This is a genomic window from Reinekea marina (assembly GCF_030409715.1).
In the GTDB taxonomy this organism is placed as follows: domain Bacteria; phylum Pseudomonadota; class Gammaproteobacteria; order Pseudomonadales; family Natronospirillaceae; genus Reinekea; species Reinekea marina.
In genome coordinates, this window is sequence record NZ_JAUFQI010000001.1 from 393,120 (window position 1) to 419,303 (window position 26,184).

34 protein-coding genes are annotated in these 26,184 nt (G+C 44.4%); 21 read left to right on the top strand and 13 right to left on the bottom strand.

Annotated features, from left to right (window positions below; all coding sequences use genetic code 11):
* The first annotated feature begins 12 nt into the window (after positions 1–12).
* From QWZ13_RS02170 to QWZ13_RS02180, 3 genes are all read left to right on the top strand, one after another.
* Complete coding sequence (locus tag QWZ13_RS02170) at positions 13–138, top strand: hypothetical protein (protein WP_290280336.1); 126 nt, start codon at positions 13–15, stop codon at positions 136–138.
* On the top strand, positions 126–527 hold the full coding sequence (locus tag QWZ13_RS02175) for a VOC family protein (protein ID WP_290280337.1): 402 nt from the start codon (positions 126–128) through the stop codon (positions 525–527). Before QWZ13_RS02170 ends, QWZ13_RS02175 begins: the two co-directional genes overlap by 13 nt.
* A 69-nt stretch (positions 528–596) precedes the next feature.
* Positions 597–1,010, top strand: a complete 414-nt coding sequence (locus tag QWZ13_RS02180) for an SRPBCC family protein (RefSeq protein ID WP_290280338.1) — start codon at positions 597–599, stop codon at positions 1,008–1,010.
* 11 nt (positions 1,011–1,021) lie between these two features.
* Here the strand turns inward: QWZ13_RS02180 and QWZ13_RS02185 are convergent, their stop codons facing one another.
* Positions 1,022–1,201 (bottom strand): hypothetical protein, encoded by a 180-nt coding sequence (locus QWZ13_RS02185; RefSeq protein ID WP_290280339.1) that lies wholly within the window; start codon positions 1,199–1,201, stop codon positions 1,022–1,024.
* A 51-nt stretch (positions 1,202–1,252) separates the two neighbouring features.
* On the opposite strand from QWZ13_RS02185, the gene QWZ13_RS02190 reads away from it, so the two are divergent.
* The 6 genes from QWZ13_RS02190 to rmf all read left to right on the top strand — a co-directional run bounded on the left by QWZ13_RS02190 (position 1,253) and on the right by rmf (position 4,844).
* A complete protein-coding gene (locus QWZ13_RS02190) occupies positions 1,253–1,420 on the top strand; it encodes a hypothetical protein (RefSeq protein ID WP_290280340.1) in 168 nt (55 codons plus the stop codon).
* A gap of 40 nt (positions 1,421–1,460) precedes the next feature.
* Positions 1,461–1,814 (top strand): DUF1428 domain-containing protein, encoded by a 354-nt coding sequence (locus QWZ13_RS02195; RefSeq protein ID WP_290280341.1) that lies wholly within the window; start codon positions 1,461–1,463, stop codon positions 1,812–1,814.
* The gene (locus QWZ13_RS02200) at positions 1,786–2,748 is read left to right on the top strand and encodes a sensor domain-containing diguanylate cyclase (protein ID WP_290280342.1); all 963 of its coding nucleotides are present in this window, start codon (positions 1,786–1,788) and stop codon (positions 2,746–2,748) included. Before QWZ13_RS02195 ends, QWZ13_RS02200 begins: the two co-directional genes overlap by 29 nt.
* Positions 2,735–2,857, top strand: coding sequence for a hypothetical protein (locus QWZ13_RS02205; RefSeq protein WP_290280343.1), 123 nt, complete (start codon positions 2,735–2,737; stop codon positions 2,855–2,857). Before QWZ13_RS02200 ends, QWZ13_RS02205 begins: the two co-directional genes overlap by 14 nt.
* 11 nt (positions 2,858–2,868) lie before the next feature.
* On the top strand, positions 2,869–4,422 hold the full coding sequence (gene gshA / locus QWZ13_RS02210; protein WP_290280344.1) for a glutamate--cysteine ligase: 1,554 nt from the start codon (positions 2,869–2,871) through the stop codon (positions 4,420–4,422).
* A gap of 215 nt (positions 4,423–4,637) precedes the next feature.
* Positions 4,638–4,844 (top strand): ribosome modulation factor, encoded by a 207-nt coding sequence (gene rmf, locus QWZ13_RS02215; RefSeq protein ID WP_216000911.1) that lies wholly within the window; start codon positions 4,638–4,640, stop codon positions 4,842–4,844.
* On the opposite strand, the gene QWZ13_RS02220 is transcribed toward rmf, so the two are convergent.
* Positions 4,845–5,222 (bottom strand): flagellar basal body-associated FliL family protein, encoded by a 378-nt coding sequence (locus QWZ13_RS02220; protein ID WP_290283247.1) that lies wholly within the window; start codon positions 5,220–5,222, stop codon positions 4,845–4,847.
* 236 nt (positions 5,223–5,458) lie between these two features.
* On the opposite strand from QWZ13_RS02220, the gene rsd reads away from it, so the two are divergent.
* Positions 5,459–5,923 carry a sigma D regulator gene (gene rsd / locus QWZ13_RS02225; RefSeq protein WP_216000913.1) on the top strand — a complete coding sequence of 155 codons (465 nt, stop codon included), beginning with the start codon at positions 5,459–5,461 and terminating at the stop codon, positions 5,921–5,923.
* 34 nt (positions 5,924–5,957) lie between these two features.
* Here the strand turns inward: rsd and lspA are convergent, their stop codons facing one another.
* The 3 genes from lspA to QWZ13_RS02240 are packed head-to-tail and all read right to left on the bottom strand — an operon-like array spanning position 5,958 to position 7,286.
* Positions 5,958–6,467, bottom strand: coding sequence for a signal peptidase II (gene lspA / locus QWZ13_RS02230; RefSeq protein WP_290280345.1), 510 nt, complete (start codon positions 6,465–6,467; stop codon positions 5,958–5,960).
* 51 nt (positions 6,468–6,518) lie between these two features.
* The gene (locus QWZ13_RS02235; protein ID WP_435406691.1) at positions 6,519–7,091 is read right to left on the bottom strand and encodes an Lrp/AsnC family transcriptional regulator; all 573 of its coding nucleotides are present in this window, start codon (positions 7,089–7,091) and stop codon (positions 6,519–6,521) included.
* 30 nt (positions 7,092–7,121) lie between these two features.
* Positions 7,122–7,286, bottom strand: a complete 165-nt coding sequence (locus tag QWZ13_RS02240; protein WP_290280346.1) for a hypothetical protein — start codon at positions 7,284–7,286, stop codon at positions 7,122–7,124.
* A 94-nt stretch (positions 7,287–7,380) separates the two neighbouring features.
* Between QWZ13_RS02240 and leuA the strand changes: the two genes are divergently transcribed.
* The 3 genes from leuA to QWZ13_RS02255 all read left to right on the top strand — a co-directional run bounded on the left by leuA (position 7,381) and on the right by QWZ13_RS02255 (position 10,353).
* Positions 7,381–9,066: a 2-isopropylmalate synthase gene (gene leuA / locus QWZ13_RS02245; RefSeq protein WP_377362468.1), complete on the top strand. Its 1,686-nt coding sequence runs from the start codon at positions 7,381–7,383 to the stop codon at positions 9,064–9,066.
* Positions 9,067–9,143: 77 nt separating this feature from the next.
* Positions 9,144–9,536, top strand: coding sequence for a tellurite resistance TerB family protein (locus tag QWZ13_RS02250; RefSeq protein ID WP_290280348.1), 393 nt, complete (start codon positions 9,144–9,146; stop codon positions 9,534–9,536).
* Between the two features lie 4 nt (positions 9,537–9,540).
* Complete coding sequence (locus QWZ13_RS02255; RefSeq protein ID WP_290280349.1) at positions 9,541–10,353, top strand: DUF4922 domain-containing protein; 813 nt, start codon at positions 9,541–9,543, stop codon at positions 10,351–10,353.
* Here QWZ13_RS02255 and QWZ13_RS02260 read toward each other — a convergent pair.
* A complete protein-coding gene (locus QWZ13_RS02260) occupies positions 10,350–10,970 on the bottom strand; it encodes a lecithin retinol acyltransferase family protein (RefSeq protein ID WP_290280350.1) in 621 nt (206 codons plus the stop codon). The genes QWZ13_RS02255 and QWZ13_RS02260 overlap by 4 nt on opposite strands.
* Positions 10,971–11,045: 75 nt before the next feature.
* Between QWZ13_RS02260 and QWZ13_RS02265 the strand changes: the two genes are divergently transcribed.
* Positions 11,046–11,675: a DsbA family protein gene (locus tag QWZ13_RS02265; protein WP_290280351.1), complete on the top strand. Its 630-nt coding sequence runs from the start codon at positions 11,046–11,048 to the stop codon at positions 11,673–11,675.
* A 30-nt stretch (positions 11,676–11,705) separates the two neighbouring features.
* On the opposite strand, the gene hemF is transcribed toward QWZ13_RS02265, so the two are convergent.
* From hemF to QWZ13_RS02290, 5 genes are all read right to left on the bottom strand, one after another.
* Positions 11,706–12,629 carry an oxygen-dependent coproporphyrinogen oxidase gene (gene hemF / locus QWZ13_RS02270; RefSeq protein WP_216000921.1) on the bottom strand — a complete coding sequence of 308 codons (924 nt, stop codon included), beginning with the start codon at positions 12,627–12,629 and terminating at the stop codon, positions 11,706–11,708.
* 14 nt (positions 12,630–12,643) lie between these two features.
* A complete protein-coding gene (gene tsaC / locus QWZ13_RS02275; RefSeq protein ID WP_290280352.1) occupies positions 12,644–13,207 on the bottom strand; it encodes an L-threonylcarbamoyladenylate synthase type 1 TsaC in 564 nt (187 codons plus the stop codon).
* Between the two features lie 54 nt (positions 13,208–13,261).
* On the bottom strand, positions 13,262–14,353 hold the full coding sequence (gene dprA, locus QWZ13_RS02280; RefSeq protein WP_290280353.1) for a DNA-processing protein DprA: 1,092 nt from the start codon (positions 14,351–14,353) through the stop codon (positions 13,262–13,264).
* Positions 14,354–14,483: 130 nt separating this feature from the next.
* The gene (locus QWZ13_RS02285; protein ID WP_290280354.1) at positions 14,484–16,508 is read right to left on the bottom strand and encodes a methyl-accepting chemotaxis protein; all 2,025 of its coding nucleotides are present in this window, start codon (positions 16,506–16,508) and stop codon (positions 14,484–14,486) included.
* A 237-nt stretch (positions 16,509–16,745) separates the two neighbouring features.
* Positions 16,746–17,822, bottom strand: a complete 1,077-nt coding sequence (locus tag QWZ13_RS02290) for a LysM peptidoglycan-binding domain-containing protein (protein ID WP_216000924.1) — start codon at positions 17,820–17,822, stop codon at positions 16,746–16,748.
* A gap of 89 nt (positions 17,823–17,911) precedes the next feature.
* Here QWZ13_RS02290 and QWZ13_RS02295 point away from each other — a divergent pair, with 89 nt between their 5' ends.
* From QWZ13_RS02295 to QWZ13_RS02325, 7 genes are all read left to right on the top strand, one after another.
* On the top strand, positions 17,912–18,034 hold the full coding sequence (locus QWZ13_RS02295; RefSeq protein ID WP_290280355.1) for a hypothetical protein: 123 nt from the start codon (positions 17,912–17,914) through the stop codon (positions 18,032–18,034).
* Positions 18,035–18,064: 30 nt separating this feature from the next.
* Entirely contained in the window at positions 18,065–18,574 is a 510-nt protein-coding gene (gene def / locus QWZ13_RS02300) for a peptide deformylase (RefSeq protein WP_216000925.1), read from the top strand.
* On the top strand, positions 18,574–19,542 hold the full coding sequence (gene fmt, locus QWZ13_RS02305; RefSeq protein WP_290280356.1) for a methionyl-tRNA formyltransferase: 969 nt from the start codon (positions 18,574–18,576) through the stop codon (positions 19,540–19,542). The genes def and fmt overlap by 1 nt, the downstream gene beginning before the upstream one ends.
* Positions 19,539–20,834 (top strand): 16S rRNA (cytosine(967)-C(5))-methyltransferase RsmB, encoded by a 1,296-nt coding sequence (gene rsmB / locus QWZ13_RS02310; RefSeq protein ID WP_290280357.1) that lies wholly within the window; start codon positions 19,539–19,541, stop codon positions 20,832–20,834. The genes fmt and rsmB overlap by 4 nt, the downstream gene beginning before the upstream one ends.
* 89 nt (positions 20,835–20,923) lie before the next feature.
* Positions 20,924–22,300, top strand: a complete 1,377-nt coding sequence (gene trkA / locus QWZ13_RS02315; RefSeq protein ID WP_290280358.1) for a Trk system potassium transporter TrkA — start codon at positions 20,924–20,926, stop codon at positions 22,298–22,300.
* A gap of 15 nt (positions 22,301–22,315) precedes the next feature.
* Positions 22,316–23,764, top strand: a complete 1,449-nt coding sequence (locus QWZ13_RS02320; protein WP_290280359.1) for a TrkH family potassium uptake protein — start codon at positions 22,316–22,318, stop codon at positions 23,762–23,764.
* Positions 23,765–23,828: 64 nt separating this feature from the next.
* Positions 23,829–24,263, top strand: a complete 435-nt coding sequence (locus QWZ13_RS02325) for a DUF1801 domain-containing protein (protein ID WP_290280360.1) — start codon at positions 23,829–23,831, stop codon at positions 24,261–24,263.
* A 58-nt stretch (positions 24,264–24,321) separates the two neighbouring features.
* Here the strand turns inward: QWZ13_RS02325 and QWZ13_RS02330 are convergent, their stop codons facing one another.
* Together QWZ13_RS02330 and hisC are read right to left on the bottom strand one after the other, a co-directional pair.
* On the bottom strand, positions 24,322–25,089 hold the full coding sequence (locus QWZ13_RS02330) for a transporter substrate-binding domain-containing protein (RefSeq protein WP_290280361.1): 768 nt from the start codon (positions 25,087–25,089) through the stop codon (positions 24,322–24,324).
* Positions 25,086–26,159, bottom strand: a complete 1,074-nt coding sequence (hisC, locus tag QWZ13_RS02335) for a histidinol-phosphate transaminase (protein ID WP_290280362.1) — start codon at positions 26,157–26,159, stop codon at positions 25,086–25,088. Before hisC ends, QWZ13_RS02330 begins: the two co-directional genes overlap by 4 nt.
* Positions 26,160–26,184: the final 25 nt, after the last annotated feature.

Here is a 26,184-nt window from a genome sequence, read left to right on the forward strand (position 1 = left end):
TAAAAAGGCAGGTTGAAGTTCGCCTATTGCCAAGGAGCTAGAAATAAGTTCGATGGTGAAGCTCCAAGTAGTGATGAACTACTAAAAAACCGTCAATTTAGGGCAAACAAACGGAGAAACCCTTTATGGCTAAAATGATCTTTGTAAACTTACCTGTCGTAAGTTTATCGGACTCAATAAATTTTTATGAAACCCTAGGTTTTAAAAATAACCCGACCTTTACAGACGAGACAGCGGCTTGCATGGTATGGAGTGAGACCATAAATGTCATGCTACTGACACATGAAAAATGGCGCACCTTTACCCAACGTGAGATACCCCCTTCAACGTCAAGTGAAGTCATGTTGGCGATTTCTCTCGATGATAAAAATACAGTCGATACACTCACTGAAGCAGCCATACAGTCTGGCGGGACGGGAGATATCAATCCCAAACAAGATTTAGGCTTTATGTATAATCGAAGTATTGCTGATTTAGATGGTCATGTTTGGGAGCTCATGTGGATGGATCCCTCAGCCATGGCCTAGTTCAGATACCTCAAGTCAATGCCCATAGCGCATGGCTTAAAATCCACCGCTTTTTAAAAAGGAACTTTGATGCAAATAGCCATTGAAACCACCGTTAATGCAACACTCAGCCAAGCCTGGAATGCGTGGGTCACACCAGATGATATTATCCAATGGAATTTTGCCAGTGCCGATTGGGCTTGCCCGAAAGCAGAAATTGACCTTCGCGTGGGTGGGCGTTTTTCATATCGCATGGAAGCAAAAGATGGGTCGATGGGGTTTGATTTTGAAGGCGAATTTGTCGCAATTGAGCCAAATAAATCAATACGTTATAAGCTCGAGGATAGTCGTCAGGTGCTTATTGAGTTTATTGAGGTTGAAGCTGGGGTGAAAATTATGGAGACCTTTGATGCTGAAAATGAAAACACTATTGAGTTGCAGCGTACGGGTTGGTTGGCTATTTTGAATAACTTTAAGCGCCATGTAGAAAATAGTCATCGCTGATGGACAACTTACTAGAATTTCACTGGTGGTATATCCTTATTGCGGTGATCATTTTTGCCATTGTTAAAAGAGGCAAAGGTGGCGTTGTAACTAAGCGCTATGAAGCAAAACTGGTGGCAGTTGAGCCAAGTTTTCAGGGCTGCAAGACAGAAGCAACTTATGCAGTATTTAAAGAAGGTCGCCCTGATCATATCAATATCGAAATTGATAATTTACCGATTGCAGCAGGAGAAGAGGTTGAATTGCTTATGGATGGTCAGCGGTTCGCGAGAGTTAAGGTAAACCGACGCTCGAGTATAGATTTTGACCACTGGAGTGATGAAACAACGTCCTTTCCGGTTGTTTCTGGAGGAGAAGACCTCTGTGTGCGTTTTCAAGGATCAGACCTATTTAAAGGCACATTTAGTTAAATCAGAGTGATATACAACTAACATTATTAAGGGACACACTATGCATTACTTTGATTGTTTTGTTGCTGCAGTACCCAAAGAAAATAAACAAAAATATTTAGAGCATGCTCGGATTTCCGCGGAAGTATTTAAAGACCACGGCGCGCTCAAAATAACAGAAGCTTGGGGTGATGACATACCTGAGGGTGAAACCACTTCGTTACCCTTGGCTGTTCAATGCAAGGAAGATGAGAACGTTGTATTTTCTACTGTCGTGTGGCCGTCGAAAGAAGCTCGAAACCAGGGCTGGGTCGCCATCATGGAAGACCCCAGAATGAGTGAAGAGGCAAACCCAATGCCTTTTGATGGTAAAAGACTAATTTACGGTGGCTTTGAAACATTACTTGAATCCTAGTCTGGGTATTGGCATGGAAAGCGCACTGCAATTTTATAAGCTCATATTAGACTCAACGTCTGAACACATTGTAGTCATCGATGAGCAGGGCGATATTCAATTTGTGAACAAGCAATGGTCTAATTTTGGCTTGCATAATGAATGTACGGTTGGTCAAAGTTGGAAGGGCGTTAACTACATTTCTGAATGTGATAAAGCCGCCGCCATGGGAGATGAATTTGGCGCTCAAGCCGCGATGGGGATTAGAGGGTTGATCAACCAAACGTTGCCCAGCTTCTATTTTGAATATCCTTGTCATAGCCCTTTAGAAAAGCGCTGGTTTATGATGCATGTGACTCAGTTTGAACTGGATGGAGACCGATTTTTTATTATATCCCATCAAAACATAACCGAGCGTAAGCAAGTTGAAGAAGCCATCGCGAACCTCGCCATGGCAGACGGATTGACGAACATTGCTAACCGTCGAATGTTCGATCAGTTTTTGAATCTAGAATGGCGACGGTGTAAGCGCTTAGAAAAGCCTATTTGCTTAGCCATCATTGATTTGGATTTTTTTAAAGAGCTCAACGACGAATACGGCCACCAAAAGGGTGATGAATGCTTAAAGCTCGTGGCGAATTTACTTAACGGGTTAGCGCATCGTCCTGGTGATCTTGCCGCTCGTTATGGAGGTGAAGAGTTTGCCTTAGTGTTAGGAGATACTCAGCTAGAAAATGCCTGCACTTTTGCTCAATCCTTCCTTGATCAGCTTGCCGAGTTAGACATTGAAAACATCAATGCGCCTACAGGAACTAAGCTTTCTGCGAGTATTGGCATAGCAGAACTCATGCCTATTGATTATGAATCAGAACAAGATTTAATCAAACGAGCCGATAAACTGTTGTATAAGGCAAAAACCAACGGTCGTAATAGAATAGAGCTTGACAGGGGTTAGCAGTGAACTTGGTAGTAGAGAAAGAGCCGGATTTGGGCAGCCAACCAATGATAGAAATAATTTGATCTTATTCGAATTGCCCCCATACTTTGAGTCACTCATTATTTAAGGATTTCCGGTTTGGCGAAACTTTCCAGGCTAAAGCGTCTACAAGCGCTCGATCATGCCGCATTTAAATTTCAACGAGGAATCGAGCGAGAAACCCTTCGAGTCGATACAACGGGTACCCTTAGCCAAACGCCTCATCCAGAGACCTTGGGCGCCGCGTTAACCCATGGCTCTATTACCACCGATTACTCCGAAGCCCTGTTAGAGTTTATTACGGGCGTTCATACCAACTCCGACGAGCTGATTGAAGAGCTAGACTCGTTGCATCGCTTTACTCATAGTCAGATGAAAGGCGAGCATTTTTGGGCTGGTAGCATGCCGTCTAAGTTACCAGAGCAAGAGCAAATACCTATTGCTCAATATGGCTCAAGCCACAGCGGTTTGATGAAAACCTATTATCGCCATGGCTTATGGCACCGCTACGGTCGTAAAATGCAAACCATAGCGGGTCTGCACTACAACTGGTCATTACCGGATGCATTTTGGACACAATGGGCGAAAAGCAACGGTGAAACCGATAACCTGCAAGATTTTAAAACCAAAGAGTATTTTGGATTAATTCGCTCGTTCCGTCGCCACTCCTGGTTGTTACTGTACTTATTCGGTGCTTCACCTGCCATGGACAAATCATTTTTAGACACTAAAAATGATAATTTGGCATCCTTGGGTGATGATACGCTTTTTGCTCCCTATGCCACGTCGTTACGGATGAGTGATTTAGGCTATTCCAATCGTGCGCAAAAAGAGCTCTTCGTCTGCTTTAATTCGCTAGAAAGCTATGCCGATACCCTGATTAAGGCAATCAAAACCCCTTATGCCGATTATGAAAAAATAGGTACAAAAACAGAAGCAGGGTATAACCAACTCAATACCAGTATTTTGCAGATAGAAAATGAGTATTACAGCGATATAAGACCCAAACGAGTTGTAGGCAGTGGTGAGACGCCAATCAATGGTTTGAGGGCGCGTGGTGTTGAGTATATTGAAGTACGTTGTTTAGATATCAACCCATTTGAGCCTCTGGGTATTAATAAATCTCAAATGAACTTTATCGATTTATTTTTACTTTGGTGTTTAGTTCAAGACAGTCCAATGATTGAGCCGAACGAGTGTTCGTTATTGAGAGATAACAGTGAACGCGTCGCTCTAAAAGGTCGCCAACCCGATTTAGGCATCTATTTTAATGGTGAAATTGAAGCGATTAAGCCACTTTCAGAACGTTTATTGGATCAAATTTATCAATTTGCGGAACTGATTGATGAACATGAAGGTTGCACTCGATACCGAGAAGCCTGTACTGAGCAGCTTGCAAAAGTTCGTGATGAGAACCTAACGCCTTCGAGTAAAATACTGTCGAGAATTAAGCAAAATGGATCGTTTGCGAGCACGCTTTTGGAGCATTCAAAAGCACTTAGCCGGTATTTCACTGCATTAAATTTACCCAAAGAAAAACAAGACGCCTTTACAAAAATGGCCGAACAAAGTTGGCAGGAAGCTCGAGATAAAGAAGCCGCCGATGTCGGTGATTTTGACTCGTTCTTAAAAAGTTATTTCGAACAATCTTAATTGATCTGATTTTGACTGTTTACTTATCGATCAGCGGCAATTTTTTGTCGCTGGGTCGGTAATTGCAAACCAATTCTCAAAATTCACGCTAAAAGTGTGATCAAACCAGCGTTTTCAGTACTAACATCCTATACAATGTCTGCTAAATTGAACGTAAGATTCAATATTACTGATTGAGGCCTTCTCTATCTCGATAAATAAAGGAATGAGCTAGCATGTCAGAAACAGAATGGACACTGGAGACACTGAACAAAGGTTACCAGCAGGGCTATATGACAGGCCTCGCCGGTAAAGAACGAAGTGAATGCCAGTTTGAAAATGATGTACTCATTGCTGCTTGGGAAGCCGGTTGGGATGATGGCGCCAGTCAATACCAGCGTTCTCTCGATGAAAGAAATCGCAGCAGTATGAAATCTGCCTAATTACGATTGCACAATAAAATCAGTAAATAGAACGCGGTCGATTAATGGTCGGCCCGTCTCCTTTATCATCAAATCTTGAAGCTCCCGCAACGCTTGATCCAATATATTATCACGACCCGCCGATGACTTGATTTGCTCGGGAGATTGTCGTGAAAACAGCATTATAATTTGATGCCGAATAGCATCGGAATGAGCCGTTACATCAAGCGCTGCAGAACTGTCTCTTACCCGAAGGGTTATTGAAGCTTGTATATAGCGTAAACGAGCAGAGGAACCATAATTTAGCGTAAACGAAGGTTCTAATTCTACATACGAAGGCCCTGTGGCGGCGGGTGGATCTTCGGCAAATACCGCTGAAACTAACCCAAAGCAGCAAATTAGGCTGCCAACGCCGCGTAAAGTGCATTTATAAAAGTGGCGAAGTAACATGAGAATCCTTCTTTACGGTTAATGAGTGGCTTAGGCAAGTATAGGTTAGCTTTATAAATCGGCCACTTAAATGGAAACTTGACCTAGAAAAGGTAAAAGATCAATCTGCGGTTGAATGCCTTGATGACAAAGCATATATTGAAGTTAATGGAAGGTATCAAAGCTTACATAAAGGGTTATTAATTATGTTGGAAAATTGTAAAACCGCACAGGAACGCTGGGGTGGCACACACGAGATGATTGATCGTTGGTTAGCCGACCGACGTGAAACTCTGGTCACATTTTTTGATATACAAGGCAAGGAAGGGGAAGAAGACGTCTCTTCATCGCTCAAAGCTTTCTGTGAACGTTTGATGGACTATTTATCAGAAGGGCATTTCGAAATTTATGAGCAGCTGTTTCGAGAGGCTAAAGAATTTGATGACGGCGGGCTGGCTTTAGCGAATGAGATTTATCCAAAAATCGACGCAACCACTCAAATCATGCTCGACTTTAACGATAAATACGACACTGATGCCCATATTCATGAGAACTTAACCGACCTTCATGAAGACCTATCTCGACTAGGTGAAAAGTTATCTGAACGCTTTGATTTTGAAGATCAACTTATCGAAAAACTGCATAATGTCCATAAGAACGCTGTAGCTTAAAAGCGAGCATTGGGCAAAAGACACATTAGCTAAGCTAGTGTGTCTTGTTTTCTTTGTGGCCAAAAATTGCTGGGCCTACGATCATTAAACCGGCACCAATCATGATGTAAACATCGGCGATGTTGAATATCCCTGTTCGTAGTCCACCAATGCCCATATTTAGGAAATCTACCACACCGCCATTGTTCATTGCTCTGTCTATGAAGTTGCTGTAGCCACCGGCCAGAACCAAAGCCAGTGAGATTAGGCTGATTTTATCCATATCTTTACTGACCAACACATAGATCAAAAGCGCTGTTAAAAAGACACCCACTAATGCGGTAAATATCCAAAATCGTAGATTAGGATCTAGGCTGGTACCTAACCCTAAAAATGCGCCATAGTTTTCAGCATAAAGAATGCGGATAGAATCAAATAGATAGCTGTATTGTGGGCCTGACTTTAAAAAAGAGACGGCCCAAAGCTTTGAAAGCTGGTCAACTATTATGGTCACCGCCATCAATGGAAGTAATACTTTTAAGCGGCTTTTAATTGTAAATGTCATAAAGGTCTGTCGATCTGATGATTTAACGTGAGTATAACTGAAATTACCGCATCAAATGTACTTCAACGGTAAAGCTTTATGGTTAATGATTTGGCGCAGCAAAAAGCTAGAATGAACACCGTCGACGCCTTCAATGGTAGTAATGTTTTTTAGTAGCACATTGTGGTATTCATCCATATCTGGCACGACCACTTTTAATTGATAATCGGCATCTTGCCCTGTGACAAGCAAGCACTCGATGACTTCGGGTAGCATGGCAACGCGCTGCTCGAAGTTTTCAAATCGTTCAGGGGTATGTTTATCCATGCGAATATTGAGAATTGCCGTTAAGTTTAAATTCACCGATTTAGGGTTCACTACGGTAATGCGGCGCTGAATATAGCCCCGATCTTCTAAGCTCTTAATTCGCCGTGAACAAGGCGAAGCAGACAGTCCAATTTGATCTGCTATATCTTGATTAGATAAACTAGCATCGGTCTGTATTATCTCTAGAATTTTGCGATCATATCGATCTAAGTGCGATTCACTTTCCATATAATCTTCCTTTGCGCAATATAATTGCGTTTTAATGAGTTTCTTGAGTGATTGGTTGTTCAAAAATAGCAAATAACTTTGAACTTGCACACACATTGCGCACCTTTAGTTCTATTATTTTTACCAACTAAGGCATGAATGCTTCAGCGCTGGATACCACTGACGCTTATTCGAAGATTTGTTACCCGCAATCAACGATGCATTTAATCCAATACCTACCCGGTAAGCACATGATGGTCTATCCTCATCATTACTATCTACGGTCGGATCAGCAGAGCCGACCAATATCTTTATTTCTTTGTAAATCTTGGTAATTTTTTTTGGGTGAATTATGAGTGATACTAAATCGATGAAAGCGAATACGTCTGTCGCGCAACAAATGGCCGCCGCTGGCTCGTTCGACCACCGTAAATATAAACAGTATCAACCCATGAGCCTGAAAGATCGAACCTGGCCGGATAAAACCTTAAACAAAGCGCCAATTTGGTGCAGTGTTGACTTACGAGATGGTAATCAAGCGCTCATACAGCCGATGTCGGTTGAGCAGAAAGTGACCATGTTCAATATGTTGGTTAAACTTGGCTTCAAACAAATAGAGATTGGCTTTCCATCGGCTGCGCAACCAGAGTTCGACTTTGCACGTCGATTAATCGAAGAAAATCTTATTCCCGATGATGTTACGATTCAGGTACTGGTACAGGCACGCGAGCATCTTATCGAACGCACCTTTGAGTCTTTAAGGGGTGTTAAGCGTGCAATTGTGCATGTGTACAATTCGACTTCAACGGTTCAACGCCAACAAACCTTTGCCATGAGTAAAGAGCAAATTGCAGCCATCGCCGTGCAGGGCGCAACGTGGGTGCAAGAATATGCTGCAAAACACCCTGAAACCGAGTGGACATTCCAGTATTCTCCAGAAAGTTTCACCGGCACAGAAATAGACTACGCCATTGATGTCTGTAACCAGGTGATCGAAACGTGGAATCCAAAAGATACTGGCAAGGTCATTATAAACTTACCTGCTACCGTCGAGATGTCTACGCCTAACGTATTTGCAGATCAAATAGAGTACATGTGTCGAGGGTTAAGTCAGCGCGACCATGTCATCGTCAGTTTGCATACACATAACGATCGCGGCTGTGGTGTGGCAGCGACTGAACTTGGCTTGATGGCCGGTGCAGACCGTGTTGAAGGTGCGTTGTTAGGCAATGGGGAGCGTACCGGGAATATGGACATCGTTACCCTAGCCATGAACCTCTATTCTCAAGGAATCGACCCTGAGTTAGATTTTAGCAACGTCCAAGAAATGATCGATATATGTACGGCATGTACGAATTTGCCTGTTCATCCTCGGCACCCTTGGGTAGGCGAGCTCGTTTACACGGCATTTTCCGGCAGCCATCAGGATGCCATTCGAAAGTCGTTGCAATACCACAGTGATGAAAACTTGCCTCATTGGCAGGTCGCTTATTTGCCGATCAACCCCGCAGATTTAGGGCGTGATTACGAGGCTGTGGTGCGTATCAACAGCCAATCTGGTAAAGGCGGTGTGGCGCATGTACTTGAACGTGATTACGGTATTGAATTACCAAAATGGATGCATGGTCATGTAAGCCAAGTGGTTCAAAAAGCCGCGGAAGTGTCGGGTGATGAAATCTCAAGTAAAGCTATTCATCAGTTGTTTGTGGATAATTTTATTGAAACGCCGACACAATGGGCTCTCAATGGGTATTCATTGAACAGTCAGGACAATTTAACGATCGCTAACTTTAAAATTGGTGATCGTAAATTTGAAGGAAAAGGGCAAGGCGCTCTAGAAGCACTTGCTCAAGCGATATCGAGTGAATTGGGCGTAGAACTTAAGGTCACTCAATTTGATGAGCATGCTTTAACGCAAGGCACCGATTCTAAAGCCATTTCCAGTGTGTGTATTGATGTAGACGGTAAACAAAGTGTGGCCTGTTTTATTCATGAAGACACCACCACCGCAAACCTACAGGCGTTGTTATCGGCCGTTGGCCGTTCTGGGTTGAATTTATTATCGCAACAAGCCGAATCAGCCTAACAGCGTTAAATTCGCTAGCGCTCATTATAAAAACCCATTACAGTTTGTCGTGGGTTTTTTAATGGGTAGAAAATACGATGACGATGTTTACCGATATCTTGCTGTTGTTAGAAAAAACAGAGCCTGTAGACCAAGTTAAATCCGAAGCCATCATTGCGATCATGACCTTACTGTATCAAGTAGACGGCAAGTTCCGCATTCAAGAGCAGGAAGCATTTGATCGTGTGATGGAAGACCTTCCATGGCACGACAAAGGTATTTCAAAAGAAGCATTCCATCGCAGTCAAATCACTAAGTCTTTAAATGCCCTTGAGCAAAATAGCATTGCTGACTATCTTCAGGAGTTTGTGCCTGCTTTGCGCTCAGATGGGAAAGTCTTAGCTTTATTCCGTAATTTGGCGAATGCGGATGGAGATTTGCACCCTAAGGAGGCTGAAATAATACGCCAAGTGGCTACAATGATGGTGTAGACAAATGAATGACCTCCAAGAAAAAGGTCTTTGGCAAAAGGTACGAGATACTGCGAAAAAAGCGACGCTTTCAGGGCATTTAATTCATTATAAGAGCATTTTGTACTGTATCGAAAGTGACGGCAATCAAGTTGTCGTGCGAATAGCCCCTGAATTATCTACTGCTAAGTATCCGAAATCGTCGACAAAACCCAACAACCCTTTTTTGCCGCCAGAACCTGAATTAACAGTTACTTCGTTGTGTAATTCACACAATCTTGTCCTCAATAAATACAGTGTCATACCCAATCATTGCCTTTTAACGACTCAAGAATTTGTTTCTCAAACGGACCAACTGCACTTGAGTGATTTCAAGGCTATTGAAGCTGTACTCCGAGAAGTTGATGGGCTGGTGTTTTATAATGGTGGCCGTGAGGCCGGAGCGTCGCAATCTCATCGCCATTTTCAGCTCGTCCAAAAAGACTTAGGAGGCGGTAATCTCCCAATTGAGAGGATCATCGAGCGCGTTCACCATTCGTCATCTTCGAAACTTTTTCCCTTTGAGCACCGATTTTATCGTCTACCTAACTTTGAAAACGGCACATTGCTCGATGCGTGGCAGAAAATTGAGTTTAGCTGGCAGCCTTATAACTTATTAATCACTCGTGACTGGATGTTAGTGATTCCTCGTCGTGCTGAAAAAAGTGAAGGGATGTCGGTCAATGCATTGGGGTTTGCTGGCGCACTCTTAGCGAAAAATGAAAAAGAGCTTCAGCGCATTCAAAAGGTAGGCTATTTGAAGTTACTTGGACACGTTTGTTTCAACCGTCAATTCTAGTGTTTTCGGTGTTGCAATATTTGTTTGGATACTCGGTATCCAACATAGGCTGCCACTCCAACCGGGCCTGCGACCCATCGTGCGGCAGACTTTAAGCCCCAGTCAATCGCAAGGTCTTTTGCGATCGCGCCAATGACTTGTTTGCGTGCTCTGCTAGACATGCCGCTTGGATGTTTTAAACCACTCACCCCTTTACTCGCGGCTTCAAGACCGGGGTGAATTGCCCCTAATGCGGTATTGAACCAATCTACTTGCTTAGAATTATGCTCGCCCATAATGGCCCAGGCGCAAAAGTGCTCACAATTGTTGTCGTGAACGTTGTATTGGTCTTCTCCTAAGCGTTGCAGCGCCCGCTCGACACTTTCTTCGCGGCTATAGAGTCGATTTCGATACTGGCGAACATGCACCGTTTTACCTTGGCTAAATCGATCTAAGGTTTCTAGGCACAACGGACCACTGCGAAAGCCATCTACCCAGCCAGCATAATGAATGACCATAGGGTGTTCTTCTTGGGTCAAACCCACAAATAACGCATGATGACTGTAGCCTTTTTTATGAATCCAAAGGTGATCACCGAGCCTGGGGAGCTGGTCTGGTTGAAGTATGTTTGAGGCCATAAAGTGCCCTTTAAAAATAGTCTCGCCTTACTGTAGCCCTTGTCGTTAGACTAGGCATAGGTCAAATGTCATATTTTGGATAAATTTATGGAAAACAGTCAGTTTTATTATGTTCATGACCCAATGTGCAGTTGGTGCTGGGCGCACCGACCTCAATGGGATCAATTTAAAAAAGCCCTTGAATCACGAAACATTCCGGTCGAGTACGTTGTTGGTGGATTAGCGCCCGACAGTGATAAACCGATGCCAGAAGAGCAAAAGGAAACGGTTTCTGGCTATTGGAGAAAGATTGAAGCTTTATTAGGAACGCCATTTAATCATGACTTTTGGAACTCTGCGACGCCAAGACGCAGTACCTACCCAGCATGCCGAGCGGTCATAGCGGCCAAAAGCCAGCAGGCGGAAGAAAAAATGATACATGCCCTACAAGAAGCCTATTATTTGCGTGCCTTGAACCCTTCGGATGTTTCAACTCATGAGCTTTTAGCGGCTGAACTCGGCTTAGACGTATCCAAATTCAGCAATGAATTAGCCTCTAACGAACTTGAGGCCGAGTTTAACCGGCAACTGCGGTTTGCACACAGTATGCCGATATCAGGCTTCCCCTCTATGGTGCTGAAGCATAATGATCAATGGCACAGTATCGTTTTAGATTACAAAGATTATAGCGGGGCTTTGGCTCAGGTTGAGGAGATTTTATCCTGAGCTAAATAAGCCCTGATGATTTAAATTGAGTTATAAGACTCCAAGCCAGTCTCTGTTCTGAAGTGTGTGAGTGAGTAGCTTTTCTTCAGCACTGCCTGGCTCCGGCTGGTGGTTATAACGCCACTGCACATTCGGTGGCAACGACATTAAAATCGATTCTGTACGGCCGCCCGATTGCAGTCCAAATATTGTGCCTCGGTCAAATACCAGGTTGAATTCAACGTAGCGGCCACGCCGAACTTCTTGCCAATCACGATGTTCGGGTAAGTAAGGAGTACTTTTACGCTTTTGTACAATGGGTAAATAGGCGTCTAGATAGGAGTTTCCGATAGACTGCATAAAGGCAAAGCTTTGTTCAAAGCCCCACTCGTTTAAATCATCGTAAAAAATACCGCCCACACCGCGTGGTTCGTCACGGTGTTTCAAGTAAAAGTATTCATCGCACCACTTTTTGAAGTCGTTATAAACATGGCTTCCAAAGGGATCACAGGCCGACTTTGCGGTTTGGTGCCAATGTACGCAATCTTCGTCAAAGCCATAATAGGGGGTAAGATCATAACCCCCGCCAAACCACCAAACCGGTTCCATGCCTTCGCGCTCGGCTACAAAAAAACGGACATTGGCGTGAGAGGTTGGTACAAAAGGGTTTTTAGGGTGCATTACCAAGGAAACACCCATGGCTTGCCAGCGAGCACCGGCTAATTCTGGACGTGCTTGTGATGCTGAAGGCGGTAACTGATCACCCATTACGTGACTAAAACCGACACCGCCTTTTTCGAATACGGCTCCATTTTCGATGATTCGAGATCGGCCACCGCCGCCGCCAGGGCGCTCCCAACTTTCTTCTTGAAAGTGTGCAGCGCCATCTTCTGCTTCGAGGTTCTTGCATATATTGTCTTGAAGAGACAATAAATACTGCTTAACTGCGTTGACATCAAATGCGCGCTCGGTCATTTAAAACACCCTTGTTAATTGGCTCGTAAAACGAGTCCTGTGGATAAATCGCGAATGGTACTGGCCTTACCAGCAGATTGCACCTGTCCGGTGACGATTGCATCGACTTCTTGGCCTAAACAAGTGGCCACTTGAGTTCGATTAGTAAAGGCTGGTTTACCTGATCGGTTGGCACTGGTGGAAACCAATGGTTGTTTTAAAGCGGCACACAAGGTTTTTACAATAGGATGGTCGCTCACACGAATAGCCACGCTTGGTCGACCACCGGTCACCCAATCTGGCAGTGTTCCATTGTGCTCTATTACCCAGGTATTTGGCCCTGGCCAGCTTTGTTGAAGCAAGTCACATTGAGCAACGGTTATTGGGGCCAAAAATGGCAAAACAGAGTCCATTGAATGTGCAACTAAAATTAACCCTTTAGCAACGTCTCGTTTTTTTATGTCTAAAATACGCTGCACGGCTTGCTGGTTCCGATAATCACAGCCTAAACCGAAAACACCTTCGGTAGGGTAAGCAATAACACCCCCAGCGTGAACAATATCGGTGAGTTTTCTTAAAGTATGGTGAGGAATTAACAACGGCAAACCATCGGATAGTTGAATTTGCCGTAAAGAGTAGCGATTTGGATTCGTCTAGGCAAACCCAGAATAAACATAACCACCCGGGTGCTGTTCTATCAAGCCTTCCAGCTCCAGTTCGAGCAAAGGCTCTAGAAGTTGGTGGGCAGCGATGGACAACTCATGGCTGAGCCCTTCTATCGGTAAGTGCGCTCTTTTTAGCTGCTCAATAATTCTTAGCTGAACGGGGTTTAAGTGACTAGGTAGCTCAGGTATTTCTACTTGATTTTGGTGACCAAACTCCAACATATCTTGAGCATCGGTTAACAGATAAGCACCATCTCGAATTAATTGATGACAGCCCGCACTGTTCGGGTTGAGCACATCGCCGGGCATTGCATAGACATCGCGCCCTTGTTCCAATGCGTGCTGTGCCGTTACAAGTGAACCACTTTTGAGCGCGGCTTCTACCACCACTATTGATTCCGATAGACCACTGATTATGCGATTTCTTCTCGGAAAGTGACCCGGTTTTGGTATGGTTCCTAATGGGTGCTCACTGACTAGTGCTCCGGATCGGGCTATTTCACCAAACAATGCACGATGGCTTTTAGGGTAAATCTGATCAATTCCACAGCCAAAAACAGCGATGGTATGGCCCTGTGCTTCTAAGGCTCCCTCATGACAGGCTTTATCAATACCGGAAGCACCACCGCTGGTTATAGTCTTTTGGTGGCGACATAACTTTTTGGCGAGTGACTTTGCATGATTACGAGCATTTGGGCTGGCACTGCGGCTGCCAACAATGCCAATCTGTTGGCTGCTGAGTAGAGTAGGTTGACCTTGTACCCATAACATTAAGGGAGCGTCATGAATCTCAGCCAATAAACTTGGGTAAGCATCATCGGGCAGCGCGATCAGGTGATGATTATCGTTTTCAGCCTGCCAAACCAGTTGATCCATTGCACGGCGATGCACCGGATGTTGTTCGCCTAAATGTGCCATCTGTTTGAGAACGGCTTTAATAGAATCCGGTAAAGGCCAGCGGTCAGGGTGTAAAAATAAACTGGAAGGTGAGTCAATGTGGGCTAATAGTTCGTGGGAGCGCTTTACGCCTAAACCAGGCACAAGCACCCAACGCAGCCACGCAAGCGTGTCTTTATTCATTCGAACAATCCTTGTTCTGTGTTAAGAAATGGGCTTATAAAGCCCAGTTCAGATTAAAGCGAATTGTCGAAAAATAAAACCGAAAGAATAAAGCTAAGAGACCTTTTTGTCATAAATGTGATCAAAGTAGCTATATTTTGAACCGAGAGATAGAGGCGTGTTGCTTTTCAACCAGTTCGTTTAGGGCTTCAAATGAATTTACGTTTTTGCCTGCGTTATTAAATACTGAGTCTGCAATACTCGCAATTTCTTGTATTTCAAGTTTTACATCATCAACCGTAGCTTGTTGTTCTGATGTTTGTGCATCGATGCTTTCACTCATGTGCGTAATTCGGACGAGAGATTCCATGATCAATGACATGGCTTTATTGGTCGCCTCAAAATTTTCAAGCAAATCGTTTATTTGCAGTAAATTATGACTCATCGTATTCGCGGCTGTGTTGGTTTGGTTCTGAAAGCCTTCAATGGTGTTGTAAATTTCTTCTGTCGCGGCTTGAGTCTTGCTGGCCAAACTTCTGACTTCATCGGCTACCACTGCGAAACCACGACCTTGCTCCCCGGCTCGCGCTGCTTCAATGGCTGCGTTCAAAGCCAGTAAGTTGGTTTGTTCGGCAATGGCTTGAATCGTGGTGACAATTTGGCTGATGTTATTACTTTCTTGCTTTAACTCGCCCATCACATCATTGGTTTTAGTAATATCAGAGACTAATTTTTTAATGAATTGGTAGCTGGTATCAACATTAGATTGACCCTGTGTGGCTACTTCGCTTACCTCTCGGACATCGGTGAGTGTGGCGGAAGAGTTGCTATTGATCCCTTCAGACGCGTCCGCCAATCGCCCAGTGGCCTGTACAATGCCTTCGGATTTGTCTTTTTGAACCTGCAGGCGTGTTAAGGAGCCTTTTGTTGTGTTAGTGACATTTGAAACAAGGTTTTCGATTTGAGTCGCGTTTTCGATTATTTCACCGATCACATTTCGTATGTTTGTGATTAGGGTATTCACCCCTTCAGAAATTTGACCAAATTCATCCTTACTGGCCACTTGAGCGGTAGAGGTTAAATCGCCATCACTGACTTTTCTTAGTGTGGAAATTATAGTTTTCAGTGGCTTTTTGATTGACCGTACTACGCTGTATACGACTAAAGCCCCTAATAAAAGAGATAATCCTGCTACGAAAAATTGCACCAATAAAGCATTCTGGCTGCTTTTCTGTACTCTAGCGGTGGTTAAATTGGTGTTTTCTGTAACTTGATCAATGAGTGCTTGCTGTTCAGTTAAGGTGGTATTAACCGAAGTTGCTAAGTCGGCTAATAAGGTGCTGTCGTTGTTTTTAGCCTGCTGTAATTTAATATACAGGCTAAACATGGACTCATCGCCATCGATGATTTTGTTCGATAAATCAACATATTTACCAAGCTTACGAAATAGAAAGCTTTGTTCAGTTTCGAGCTTCGCCATGCTGTCTTGAATCAGTTTCGCATTGCGAGTTAGGTTATTTAGGGTAATTTCTAGTGTATCGGTACTTTGCACACCAACGATAGCACCCGCAGAAGCTCGAGATAACGAGAGTTTTTCTGTGACTAAACGAGCCGCGGTTTCAATGGAGGTTGCGTTTGGATTTCCTTCACTCTTCATCCGACCAATGGTGAGATCTACTATCTTTAAATCGCCATTATAAGCCAGCCATTGGCTGTTTATTTCGTTGTATAGAGCATTGAAGTCAGCACTGAGCTTAAGTTTACGCTTATGGGAATCCATATGCTGCTTGCCCAGCGTGATACTCACCTGTGCAGATTCATCCGAGCGTTGCAGCGCGGTCATAAGTGGCTCATCAATTAAACGGTTGTTTTGAATTTGTTCAAGTACTTGGGCGTATTGGGCTGAGAATCGTTCGTATTGAGTGGTGAAAGCATCCAGTTGTTCTGCATCTTCTACCGCCGCGTGTTGGGTTACCGCCTTATTGATATTTTGAATGGTGGATTGAAGTTGATAAACCTGTTGTAACAGCGGTATCACTTCATTACTTAAGGACTCAAATTCGTTACTGGCCGTTCGCTGATTATTGATCGCCACTAGAGTAATTGCGATAACAAACGCCAAAACGAGCGCAAAGCCAAAGGTGACTTTACTAATGATAGTTTGCAATACACGCATAATTTGCCCTTAAGTATCTCAATGAAAGTCGTTCAATATTTATCGACCTATAGCTAAATTTCTTAACTGAAATTAAACCGTATTGTTAGAATAAATAGATGAAGTTAGCTTCAGTATAGTTAAAAACACAGGACTGCAAGTAAATATCATGCGAAAGAAGTAGGGCAGTGTTCAGGTGTAGAGCAAAAAAAAACAGCCATGAAGGCTGCTTTTTAACGTAGTCAAAAGTACCCTTGTTTAGAATCCAGGGTTGGTCACTCGGTCTCCAATCCGCATTGGAATATCAGATTCTAAGACGAGCGCGTAAGACATTTTATCAAACACTCGGAAGACCATAGCTAACCCAGCATCTTCGAGCGGTAATTGGATTTTTTGGTTGTTAATCGGGTCACGAACTTTATCCCCAAAGCGTGAAACTCGGAAAATGTTACCGGCTTCAACTCCTTCTCGAGCACCAAGGTTTAACAAAACAATGTCGTATTGCCCAATGAAACGAACACCTCTGGCAACATCAACGATAGCACCGACTAAATCTTTAGGAGGCTCACTCGGGTAGAAAAAGGTGTCTAACGTCGCTTCATCGGAAGGCAAGATGCGATCGGAAATTCCGATTTGCTGGTTTGAGCGTTCAATTAAAAACGTTGCAATGTCGCTCTCTAAATCTTTAATTCGAGCTTGGCCTAGCTCGATCGCTTCAAAACCTAAGCCTTCTTTCGTAAATGGATCTTTATAGCGCTTGCCCATTCGGTAGATTTGGTACACAGGTAATTCGGAATCAAACTCACCTCGTCCGAAAACAGTATCGCCAGCACCCATAATCACACGGCCTTCTGTACCGCTTATGATATATGGTGCTGAATTTAACTCTTGAGTGCTTAAAATACGGTTACCCGATAAAAAGCCTTCAATGTGCTCACGAGCAATGGCAGGGATCGCACCAAATATTGGTGTTATGCGCGCCGTAGGCCGTAATTTAACCACGCCATTTTCATCGGCTTGGTTGGTGTTAATTTTTAGCGTGTTGGCGTTGTCCCCATCAGTTAAACGAGTTAACCGAGTTTGGCCATCTACAGTGATCAGCCCTATAATATCGCCAGGGAAGATGAGATGTGGGTTTTCAACTTGCGGGTTGAGATACCAAATGTCTTGCCATTTCCAAGGGTCCTGCAGGTACATGGCAGCGATATCCCATAATGTATCGCCTTTAACGACGACATACCGCTCAGGTACATCATTATTGATGACTAATTCGTCGGCCCAAGACATCCCTGTTATGACAATGGATGTTAATAAAGCAGCGATGATTTTCCTCATGGCCAGATTCCCTATACAATTCGGTGTTGTAGGCACTAAGCTAATTTTAATTCTTGTAGCCAGTATAATACAGGCGACAGGGTACAAGAGTGAACACTTTTAGTTTAGCAGTCAATCGCTTAGCGAAACACCTTAAAGCCAAATCTATCTGTGAAAAGTGTGATTTTGTTAACTGCGTATCATTTTGCAGAAGGTTCGCTAAGATTATTTAGCTTAATAAACAGTTGGTGAATCAATAAGTTATGGCAATACTCGATATTTTAGAATTTCCCGATGATCGTTTGCGTACCGTTGCAACGAATATCGAAAAAGTGGATGCAAACATCCAAAAATTAGCCGAAGACATGCTCGAAACCATGTATGAAGCGCCTGGTATTGGTTTAGCGGCCAGTCAGGTAAACGTACATAAGCGTTTAATTGTCGTCGATGTATCAGAAGATCAGGATGAACCTCATGTCTTGATTAACCCAGAATACGTGAAGTTAGGCGATGATATTGAATACCAAGAAGGGTGTTTGTCTATTCCTGGGTTTTATGAAAAGGTGTCACGTTCCGATAAAATTGAAGTGACGGCGCTGAATAAAGAGGGCGAGTCGATCAAATTTATTGCTGAAGACCTATTTGCAATCTGTATTCAGCACGAAATAGACCATCTCGATGGCAAGCTGTTCGTAGACTACCTCTCTAACTTAAAGCGAACCCGCATTAAGAAGAAACTAGAGAAGCAGCATAAAATGGCGGCACGCGGTTAATGGCGTTGAATATTGTTTTTGCAGGCACGCCAGAATTTGCAGCACATCACTTACAAACGCTTATCGACAGTGACCATAATGTAATCGCTGTCTACAGTCAGCCAGACCGCCCAGCCGGTCGCGGCCGAAAACTGGTCGCGTCTCCGGTAAAAGCGTTGGCACTTGAGCATGACATTCCTGTTTATCAGCCGCTTAACTTTAAAAGTGATGAAGCCGTGCAAGAACTGGCCTCACTCAACGCCGATTTAATGGTGGTAGTGGCCTATGGCTTAATTTTGCCGCAAGTTGTGCTTGATACGCCGCGCTTAGGGTGTATCAATGTTCATGCATCTTTATTGCCACGTTGGCGAGGTGCCGCACCCATTCACCGCAGTTTGCTGGCGGGCGATGAAAAAACCGGTGTCACCATTATGCAAATGGACAAAGGCTTAGATACGGGCGATATGCTAGTAAAAGCAGAGTGTGACATTTTACCAACCGATACCAGCGAAATGCTACATGATCGACTCATTTCTATTGGTAGTCCTGCTCTGCTAGAAGCTTGCGCTCAACTTGAATCCGGGTCTGCCTATCCAACAAAGCAAGAAGATTCGCAAGCAACCTATGCGCATAAGTTAGAAAAATCCGAAGGCCTCATTGATTGGTCAGAATCGGCGGACGCTATTGACCGAAAAATAAGAGGTCTCACACCTTGGCCGGGCGCATATACGCAATGGCAAGGTGACAACATTCGCATCCACAAAGCCAAAGCACAGCTTTACAGCGGTGCATTACCACCGGGTTCATTAGCATCAATGTCTAAACAAGGTATTGAAGTGGCCACCGGCGAGGGCAGCTTACTGGTTACCACGCTGCAAATGCCGGGTAAAAAAGCCATGTCCGCGGCCGATGTCTTAAACGCACGTAAAGCCCAATTCGAAGCACATCCCGTTTTTGGTCAGACCCATAACACCGAAGGCGATCAATGAGTTTATCCACACGATTAGCGGCAGCAGACACCTTGTATCAAATGGTCGAGCACGGACGCAGTTTAAATGACCTGATTCCAGCTAACCTAGAAAAACTCGATATTGATCAACACCCGTTTTATCAACAGCTGGTCTATGGCGCTACCCGTTATTACTTCGCGCTTGATGAAATTGCCAGCCTGTTGCTCGAAAAGCCCATCAAAGAAAAAGAACGCTTGGTTCATATGTTGCTGCTGGTGGGTGTATACCAATTGTGGAAACTAGAAGTGGCTGATCACGCTGCCTTGAATGAAACCGTGCAAGCGGCGGTCGATAGCAAAAAGCAATGGGCCAAACCCTTGTTAAACGCCACATTAAGGCGTTTTCAGCGTGAAAAAGAGCAAATTACCGCCGATCTTCGTCGAAGAGACTCTTTTCCAGGTTGGTTGAATAAGCGTTTGCGCAAAGCCTACCCTGATCACTGGCAAGACATTTGTCAGCAATCTAACCAGCTCGGCCCAATGACGTTACGCGTTAATCAGCGTCACCACACTCGCGATGCTTGGCTAGCTTTAGCTGATGAACAAGGGCTTGAATGCCAAGCCACCGAATATTCACCGGTGGGTATTCACTTAGCTGCTCCAGCACCCGTGTTTGCTTTGCCAGGCTTTGAGCAAGGGCAAATTTCGGTTCAAGATGAAGCGGCGCAAATGTGTGCCACGCTGCTGAACGTGCAAGACGGTGAAAAAGTATTGGACGCTTGTGCCGCACCCGGTGGCAAAACCGGCCACTTGTTAGAATCGGCCAACATAGATTTGATTGCTTTAGATGTTGATGAGCGTCGTCTGACCCGAGTTGAAGAAAACTTATCAAGAATTGGCTTGGCAGCGACTCTGACGGCTTGCGATGCTGGCGATTTAGCGCAATGGTGGAATGGCGAAGCTTTTGATGCCGTTTTATTAGATGCGCCTTGTTCTGGCACCGGTGTTATTCGACGCCACCCTGATATTAAATTGCTTCGTAAATCAGCCGACATCACCGCGCTGGCCAAAGTGCAGAAAAATTTGCTTGAAAAACTCTGGTCTACAGTAAAGCCGGGCGGGCGTCTGCTCTACGCGACCTGTTCGATTCTGCCTGACGAAAACAGCGACCAAGTGGTTCAGTTTTTGGCCAATCATGCTGATGCCGAGCTTTTAGCGCTTAATTTAAAAACTGACGTTGCCTGTGAAGCGGGTGTGCAATGGTTACCGCGAAGCGAAGGGCACGATGGTTTCTATTTTGCGTTATTGCATAAAAAAGCCACCGAACAATAGTCGAAAGAATTGAAAACAGAGTACTATAGTTAGAGTGCAGTTCTTAAGCTGCGTAAACGTAAAAGTCATTAACGAATGGGTGTGCTGCGTTGAAGATTATTTTGTTAGGAGCGGGTCAAGTTGGTGGTAACTTAGCTGAGAACCTCGCTTCTGAAGAAAACGATATTACCGTAGTTGATACCGACGGTAAGCGATTGCGAGATTTACAAGATCGGCTCGATATTCGAACCGTCAATGGCTTGGCCTCGTTACCCGATGTATTAAAGCAAGCCGGTGCCGAAGACGCTGACATGCTGATCGCAGTTACGAACAGCGATGAAGTCAACATGATTGCATGTCAGGTGGCTTTCACCCTGTACCGGACGCCCATGAAGATCGCCCGTATTCGCAACCCGCAGTACATTCGTGAAGGCGACCGTCTGTTCAAGCAAGAGCATGTTCCGATCGATGTGCTTATCTCGCCAGAGCTGTTGGTGACCAACTACATTCAAAGGTTAATTGAAACACCCGGTGCATTGCAGGTGCTCGATTTTGCGCAAGGGCAGTTGCAGTTAGTGGCCGTTAAAGCCGTTCATGGTGGGCTATTGGTGGGTCAAGAGCTTCGGTTTTTAAAGCACCACATGCCGTCAATTGAAACGCGAGTTGCTGCTATTTTCCGAAAAGGCCGCGCCATTACTCCGCAAGGCTCAACCGTTATTGAAGCCGATGATGAAATTTTCTTCATTGCGGGAAAAGCCGATATTAACGCTGTCATGAGTGAGTTGCGTCGTAAAGAAAGCAACTATAAGCGCATCATGATTGCCGGTGGCGGCAATATTGGTTACAGCCTTGCTAAAACCCTAGAAAGCCGATACTCCGTTAAAATTATTGAACGCAATGAAGAGCGCGCCGACTGGTTAAGTAACCATTTAACGCAAGCCATCGTGCTGAACTCCGATGCGTCGGATCAAGATTTAATGCTCGATGAAAACATTGAAGACATCGATATTTTCTTATCGCTAACCGATGACGACGAAGTAAACATCATGGCCTCAATGCTGGCAAAACGTTTAGGCGCGCGCAAAGTGATGACGCTAATTAACAACACCGCTTATGTTGATCTTGTTCAAGGTGGTGATATTGATATTGCGATTTCACCTTCTCAAACCACCATTGGTAGTTTGCTGACGCACGTAAGACGCGGCGATATTGTGAATGTGTATTCATTGCGTCGTGGCGCGGCTGAAGCCATTGAAGCTGTCGCCCATGGCGATGAACGTTCTTCGAAAGTTGTTGGCCGCAGCATTGAAGACATCGACTTACCCGAAGGCTGCACCATTGGGGCGATCGTTCGAAAAGACCAAGTGATTATCGCGCATGATCATACGGTTATTGAATCGGGCGACCACGTAATTTTGTTCCTCATTGATAAACGCCGTACCGTTGATGTAGAGCGTTTGTTTCAGGTTGGCTTTACTTTCTTTTAACAGGACCCCTAATTTATGCAGTTTCGCTTGATCATACGAATACTGGGATTGCTGTTGATGGTATTTAGTTTATCGATGCTACCGTCGGCCGTAGTGTCGTTAATCTATGACGATGGCGCGCATAACGCTTTTGTACTGGGGTTTCTATTAGTCCTCTGTGCGGGCTTTATCATGTGGTATCCAGTACGAAACCGCCGCAAAGAACTGCGCACCCGAGATGGGTTTTTAATCACAGTTATGTTTTGGGTGGTACTCGGCGTGGCCGGTTCTGTACCACTTTCTTTAGCGCCTTCAGTTGATCTAACCTATACCGATGCCTTTTTTGAGTCATTCAGTGGGCTTACCACGACAGGCTCTACCGTTATAACTGGAATTGATTCCCTTCCAAAAAGTATCCAGTTTTATCGCCAGCAACTTCAGTGGTTGGGTGGCATGGGTATCGTCGTATTAGCGGTCGCAGTATTACCTATGCTAGGCATTGGCGGTATGCAGTTGTACCGCGCTGAAATTCCTGGGCCAATGAAAGACAGTAAGTTAACGCCGCGCATTGCAGAAACCGCTAAAGCTCTTTGGTATATCTATTTAACCCTAACTATAGTGTGTGCACTGGCCTATTGGGCGGCAGGGATGAGCTTTTTTGATGCAATAGCGCACAGCTTTTCGACGGTGGCCATTGGTGGGTTTTCGACCCACGATGCATCGATAGGCTATTTTGACAGCGCCACCATTGAAATGATCGCGATATTGTTCATGATTTTATCGTGCGCTAATTTTGGATTGCACTTCGCCGCATGGCACTCAAAATCTATAAGTCATTATTTAAAAGATCCTGAATATCGTTTCTTTCTATTCATTGCATTTGGACTCATGGCGTTGGCATCGTTGGTGTTGTGGGGGACTCATACTTACAATTTAAGTGATTCCGCGCGCTACGGAATGTTTGTCTCCGTTAGCCTGTTAACAACAACAGGGTACGGCACGGCTGATTTCTCAACCTGGCCATTATTCTTACCTTTTTTACTTTTCATGGCATCTTTTGTGGGTGGTTCCGCGGGCTCTACCGCCGGTGGCATGAAAGCCATACGCGTATTACTGATACTTAAGCAAGGCATGCGTGAGGTGAAAAGGCTAATACACCCTACCGGTGTGTTCCCAGTTAAAATTGGGAAGCGACCAGTGAGTAACCGAGTGGTCGAATCGGTCTGGGGCTTTTTTAGTGTTTACATTATGGCTTACGCATTGATATTTTTTGGCTTGCTAGCCACGGGTCTCGATTTTGAAACAACTTGGTCGGCAGTAGGCTCTTCGTTAAATAACTTAGGTCCTGGCTTAGGCGAAGTGGCATTAAACTACGGCTCAATCCCCGATACGGCAAAATGGTTGCTATGCTTTGCCATGTTGTTAGGGCGACTCGAAATATTCACCTTGTTGGTGATATTAACGCCCCAGTATTGGCGAAAATAATCGTTTCGTGCGTTTTTATTGAAATAAGCCTATTCTAAATTTTTAAGCAGTATGCGAGGTTGGTATGGCTAAATACACATTAAAAACACAACCCACAACGAAATCTATTGAAACCTATCTCAGCGCGATTGAAGACGAATCGCGCCAAGCTGACTGTCGTAAAATTGTTGAAATCATGCGCGAAGAAAGCGGTTGTGAGCCGGTTATGTGGGGCGCCATTGTTGGCTTTGGCAAATATCATTACAAATACAAAACCGGCCATGAAGGCGACTTTATGCGTGCGGGTTTTTCGAGTCGTAAGACCAATATTTCGTTATATATCATGGCAGGCTTCGATGCCTATCCCGATTTAATGTCCAAGCTGGGCAAGTTTAAAACGGGCAAGTCTTGTTTATACGTTAAGAAACTAGACGATGTTGATATTGATGTCTTACGTCGGTTAATTCGAGAGTCTTTAGATTTTATGGAAAAGACTTACGGGCCAGAAGAGAGTCATTAACTCGAAAGGTGTATGGCCCCAAACGCAGCTTAAGCGTTTAGGGCGGGTGAATCGTTGGTTATTCGCCGTAAATATCAAAATTGAAATATTTAGCGGCAATTTTATCGTATGTGCCGTTCGCTCGAATGGCTGCGATGGCCGCATTAAATTTATCCGCTAGTTCTTTGTCGCGTTTACGCAATGCTAAAGCCGTACCCTTCCCAATATAGGCTTCATCGGTGACAGGCTTGCCGACAAATTCAAACGGCTTACCGTCTTCGGTATTTAAAAAACTGAGCGCTAGCTGATCTGAATTAGCGAAAACCAAATCCAAGCGGCCGCTTACCAGCTCCATATAAACTTCACTTTGACCATCGTATCGTAAAATATTGACCGCTTTGCCGAAGGTGTCTGAAATATAGGCATCGTGAATGGTGCCACGTTGTACGCCAATATTTAGCCCTTTTAAACCTTCTGGGCTGATATCAAAGTTGCGGTCACTTCGGCCAGCAAATTGGGCGGGTGTTTTATAGTAGCGATCCGTAAAGAGTACTCTTTTTTCTCGCTCTTCTGTTATTCGCATAGACGCCATGATGACATCAATTTTACGAGACAATAAGCCTGGTATTAATCCGTCCCACCCCATCGAGACCCACTCGCAATCGAGCTTTGCTTCAGCGCATAAGGCGTCTGCGATTTCAATGTCAAAACCAACCGGTACCTGTTGCTCGTTTTTATAGTTAAAAGGAGGGTAGGTGAAATCGGACCCTAATTTAACAGTTTCTGCAAAAAGGCTTGCACTGATGCAAGTAGCGGCTAACCCTAAAACGGTTACTAATTTTTTCATACGGCATCTCTCACTTTGTTATTAAGGGCCAAAAGTATTTCGGCCATGCTTTTTTCTGAGCCAATGGTAATGCGCACGCAATCTTGCAGCGCAGGTTCGTGACTTTGATTGCGCGTGACAATGCCCTGCGCAATCAAAAGATCAAAAGGGTTTATGTTGGGTTTAAAGCGCACCAGTACGAAATTGGTCGCACTTGGGTATAGGGCTTCTATTAAACCGGTTTGTATGAGTTGTTCGCAAAAACTCACTTTTATCCGATTTAAATTTGCAACACCTTGGCGCATGATTTCTGTGTTTTTAGGCTTTAAAGCGGCAATGGCGATGTCAGCGCATGGATCCGGGATCGGGTAAGGCGCGATTAATTTGCGCAATGCATCAATAACCGTGCAATGTCCCAAAACAAAGCCAACGCGCGCGGCTGCTAAACCAAATGCTTTTGATAAAGTGCGAATGACAACCAAGTTTGGGTACTGATCTAATAAGGGCAATACAGAATCTTGTTCGCTGTATTCAATATAGGCTTCATCGACGACCACAATGTGCGATTGCCGAGTATGTTCAAGCAAAAACTGGATGTCGTCTAGGTTGATCAAATTACCGGTTGGGTTATTTGGGGAGCAAATAAAAATAAGTTTAGAGCTAGGTAACTGTTGGTCAATGGTGGCGAGGTCTAATTGAAAACTATCGGTGAGTGCCGCTTTATGAACGCCAACGTTGGTGGCGGTAGCGCAAATTTCATACATGCCATAGGTGGGTGGACAAACAATAATGTGATCATCACCTGGGGCGCAAAAAGTACGTACTAATAACTCTATCCCTTCATCGGCCCCACGTACGGCTATGCAATCAGCATCGGTACCGCTAAAAGCCTGATAGGCATCGGCCAGTTGCTGAGGTTTAAAATCTGGATATCGGTTAAGTGGCGCAAAGCTAGGTTCAGTGGCTAAAGGCTGCTCAAGTTCATTAGCATTTAAATATAAATGCCCTTTTGCACCAATGCGTCTTGCCGATTGGTAAGGTATGAGATTTTTTATTGCCTCAGGCAATAATTGTTCAACAAGGTTATTCATAGCGTACTCAAAACTATAGGGCAAA

What these genes read in the sequence shown, in the direction of transcription:
- QWZ13_RS02175 (WP_290280337.1), top strand. Translation starts at nt 126, where the DNA reads ATGGCTAAAATGATCTTTGTAAACTTACCTGTCGTAAGTTTATCGGAC.
- QWZ13_RS02180 (WP_290280338.1), top strand. Translation starts at nt 597, where the DNA reads ATGCAAATAGCCATTGAAACCACCGTTAATGCAACACTCAGCCAAGCC.
- QWZ13_RS02185 (WP_290280339.1), bottom strand. Translation starts at nt 1,201, where the DNA reads ATGATCAGGGCGACCTTCTTTAAATACTGCATAAGTTGCTTCTGTCTT.
- QWZ13_RS02195 (WP_290280341.1), top strand. Translation starts at nt 1,461, where the DNA reads ATGCATTACTTTGATTGTTTTGTTGCTGCAGTACCCAAAGAAAATAAA.
- rmf (WP_216000911.1), top strand. Translation starts at nt 4,638, where the DNA reads ATGTCAGAAACAGAATGGACACTGGAGACACTGAACAAAGGTTACCAG.
- rsd (WP_216000913.1), top strand. Translation starts at nt 5,459, where the DNA reads ATGTTGGAAAATTGTAAAACCGCACAGGAACGCTGGGGTGGCACACAC.
- lspA (WP_290280345.1), bottom strand. Translation starts at nt 6,467, where the DNA reads ATGACATTTACAATTAAAAGCCGCTTAAAAGTATTACTTCCATTGATG.
- leuA (WP_377362468.1), top strand. Translation starts at nt 7,381, where the DNA reads ATGGCCGCCGCTGGCTCGTTCGACCACCGTAAATATAAACAGTATCAA.
- QWZ13_RS02250 (WP_290280348.1), top strand. Translation starts at nt 9,144, where the DNA reads ATGACGATGTTTACCGATATCTTGCTGTTGTTAGAAAAAACAGAGCCT.
- QWZ13_RS02255 (WP_290280349.1), top strand. Translation starts at nt 9,541, where the DNA reads ATGAATGACCTCCAAGAAAAAGGTCTTTGGCAAAAGGTACGAGATACT.
- QWZ13_RS02260 (WP_290280350.1), bottom strand. Translation starts at nt 10,970, where the DNA reads ATGGCCTCAAACATACTTCAACCAGACCAGCTCCCCAGGCTCGGTGAT.
- hemF (WP_216000921.1), bottom strand. Translation starts at nt 12,629, where the DNA reads ATGACCGAGCGCGCATTTGATGTCAACGCAGTTAAGCAGTATTTATTG.
- dprA (WP_290280353.1), bottom strand. Translation starts at nt 14,353, where the DNA reads ATGAATAAAGACACGCTTGCGTGGCTGCGTTGGGTGCTTGTGCCTGGT.
- QWZ13_RS02285 (WP_290280354.1), bottom strand. Translation starts at nt 16,508, where the DNA reads ATGCGTGTATTGCAAACTATCATTAGTAAAGTCACCTTTGGCTTTGCG.
- QWZ13_RS02290 (WP_216000924.1), bottom strand. Translation starts at nt 17,822, where the DNA reads ATGAGGAAAATCATCGCTGCTTTATTAACATCCATTGTCATAACAGGG.
- def (WP_216000925.1), top strand. Translation starts at nt 18,065, where the DNA reads ATGGCAATACTCGATATTTTAGAATTTCCCGATGATCGTTTGCGTACC.
- fmt (WP_290280356.1), top strand. Translation starts at nt 18,574, where the DNA reads ATGGCGTTGAATATTGTTTTTGCAGGCACGCCAGAATTTGCAGCACAT.
- rsmB (WP_290280357.1), top strand. Translation starts at nt 19,539, where the DNA reads ATGAGTTTATCCACACGATTAGCGGCAGCAGACACCTTGTATCAAATG.
- QWZ13_RS02320 (WP_290280359.1), top strand. Translation starts at nt 22,316, where the DNA reads ATGCAGTTTCGCTTGATCATACGAATACTGGGATTGCTGTTGATGGTA.
- QWZ13_RS02325 (WP_290280360.1), top strand. Translation starts at nt 23,829, where the DNA reads ATGGCTAAATACACATTAAAAACACAACCCACAACGAAATCTATTGAA.
- QWZ13_RS02330 (WP_290280361.1), bottom strand. Translation starts at nt 25,089, where the DNA reads ATGAAAAAATTAGTAACCGTTTTAGGGTTAGCCGCTACTTGCATCAGT.
- hisC (WP_290280362.1), bottom strand. Translation starts at nt 26,159, where the DNA reads ATGAATAACCTTGTTGAACAATTATTGCCTGAGGCAATAAAAAATCTC.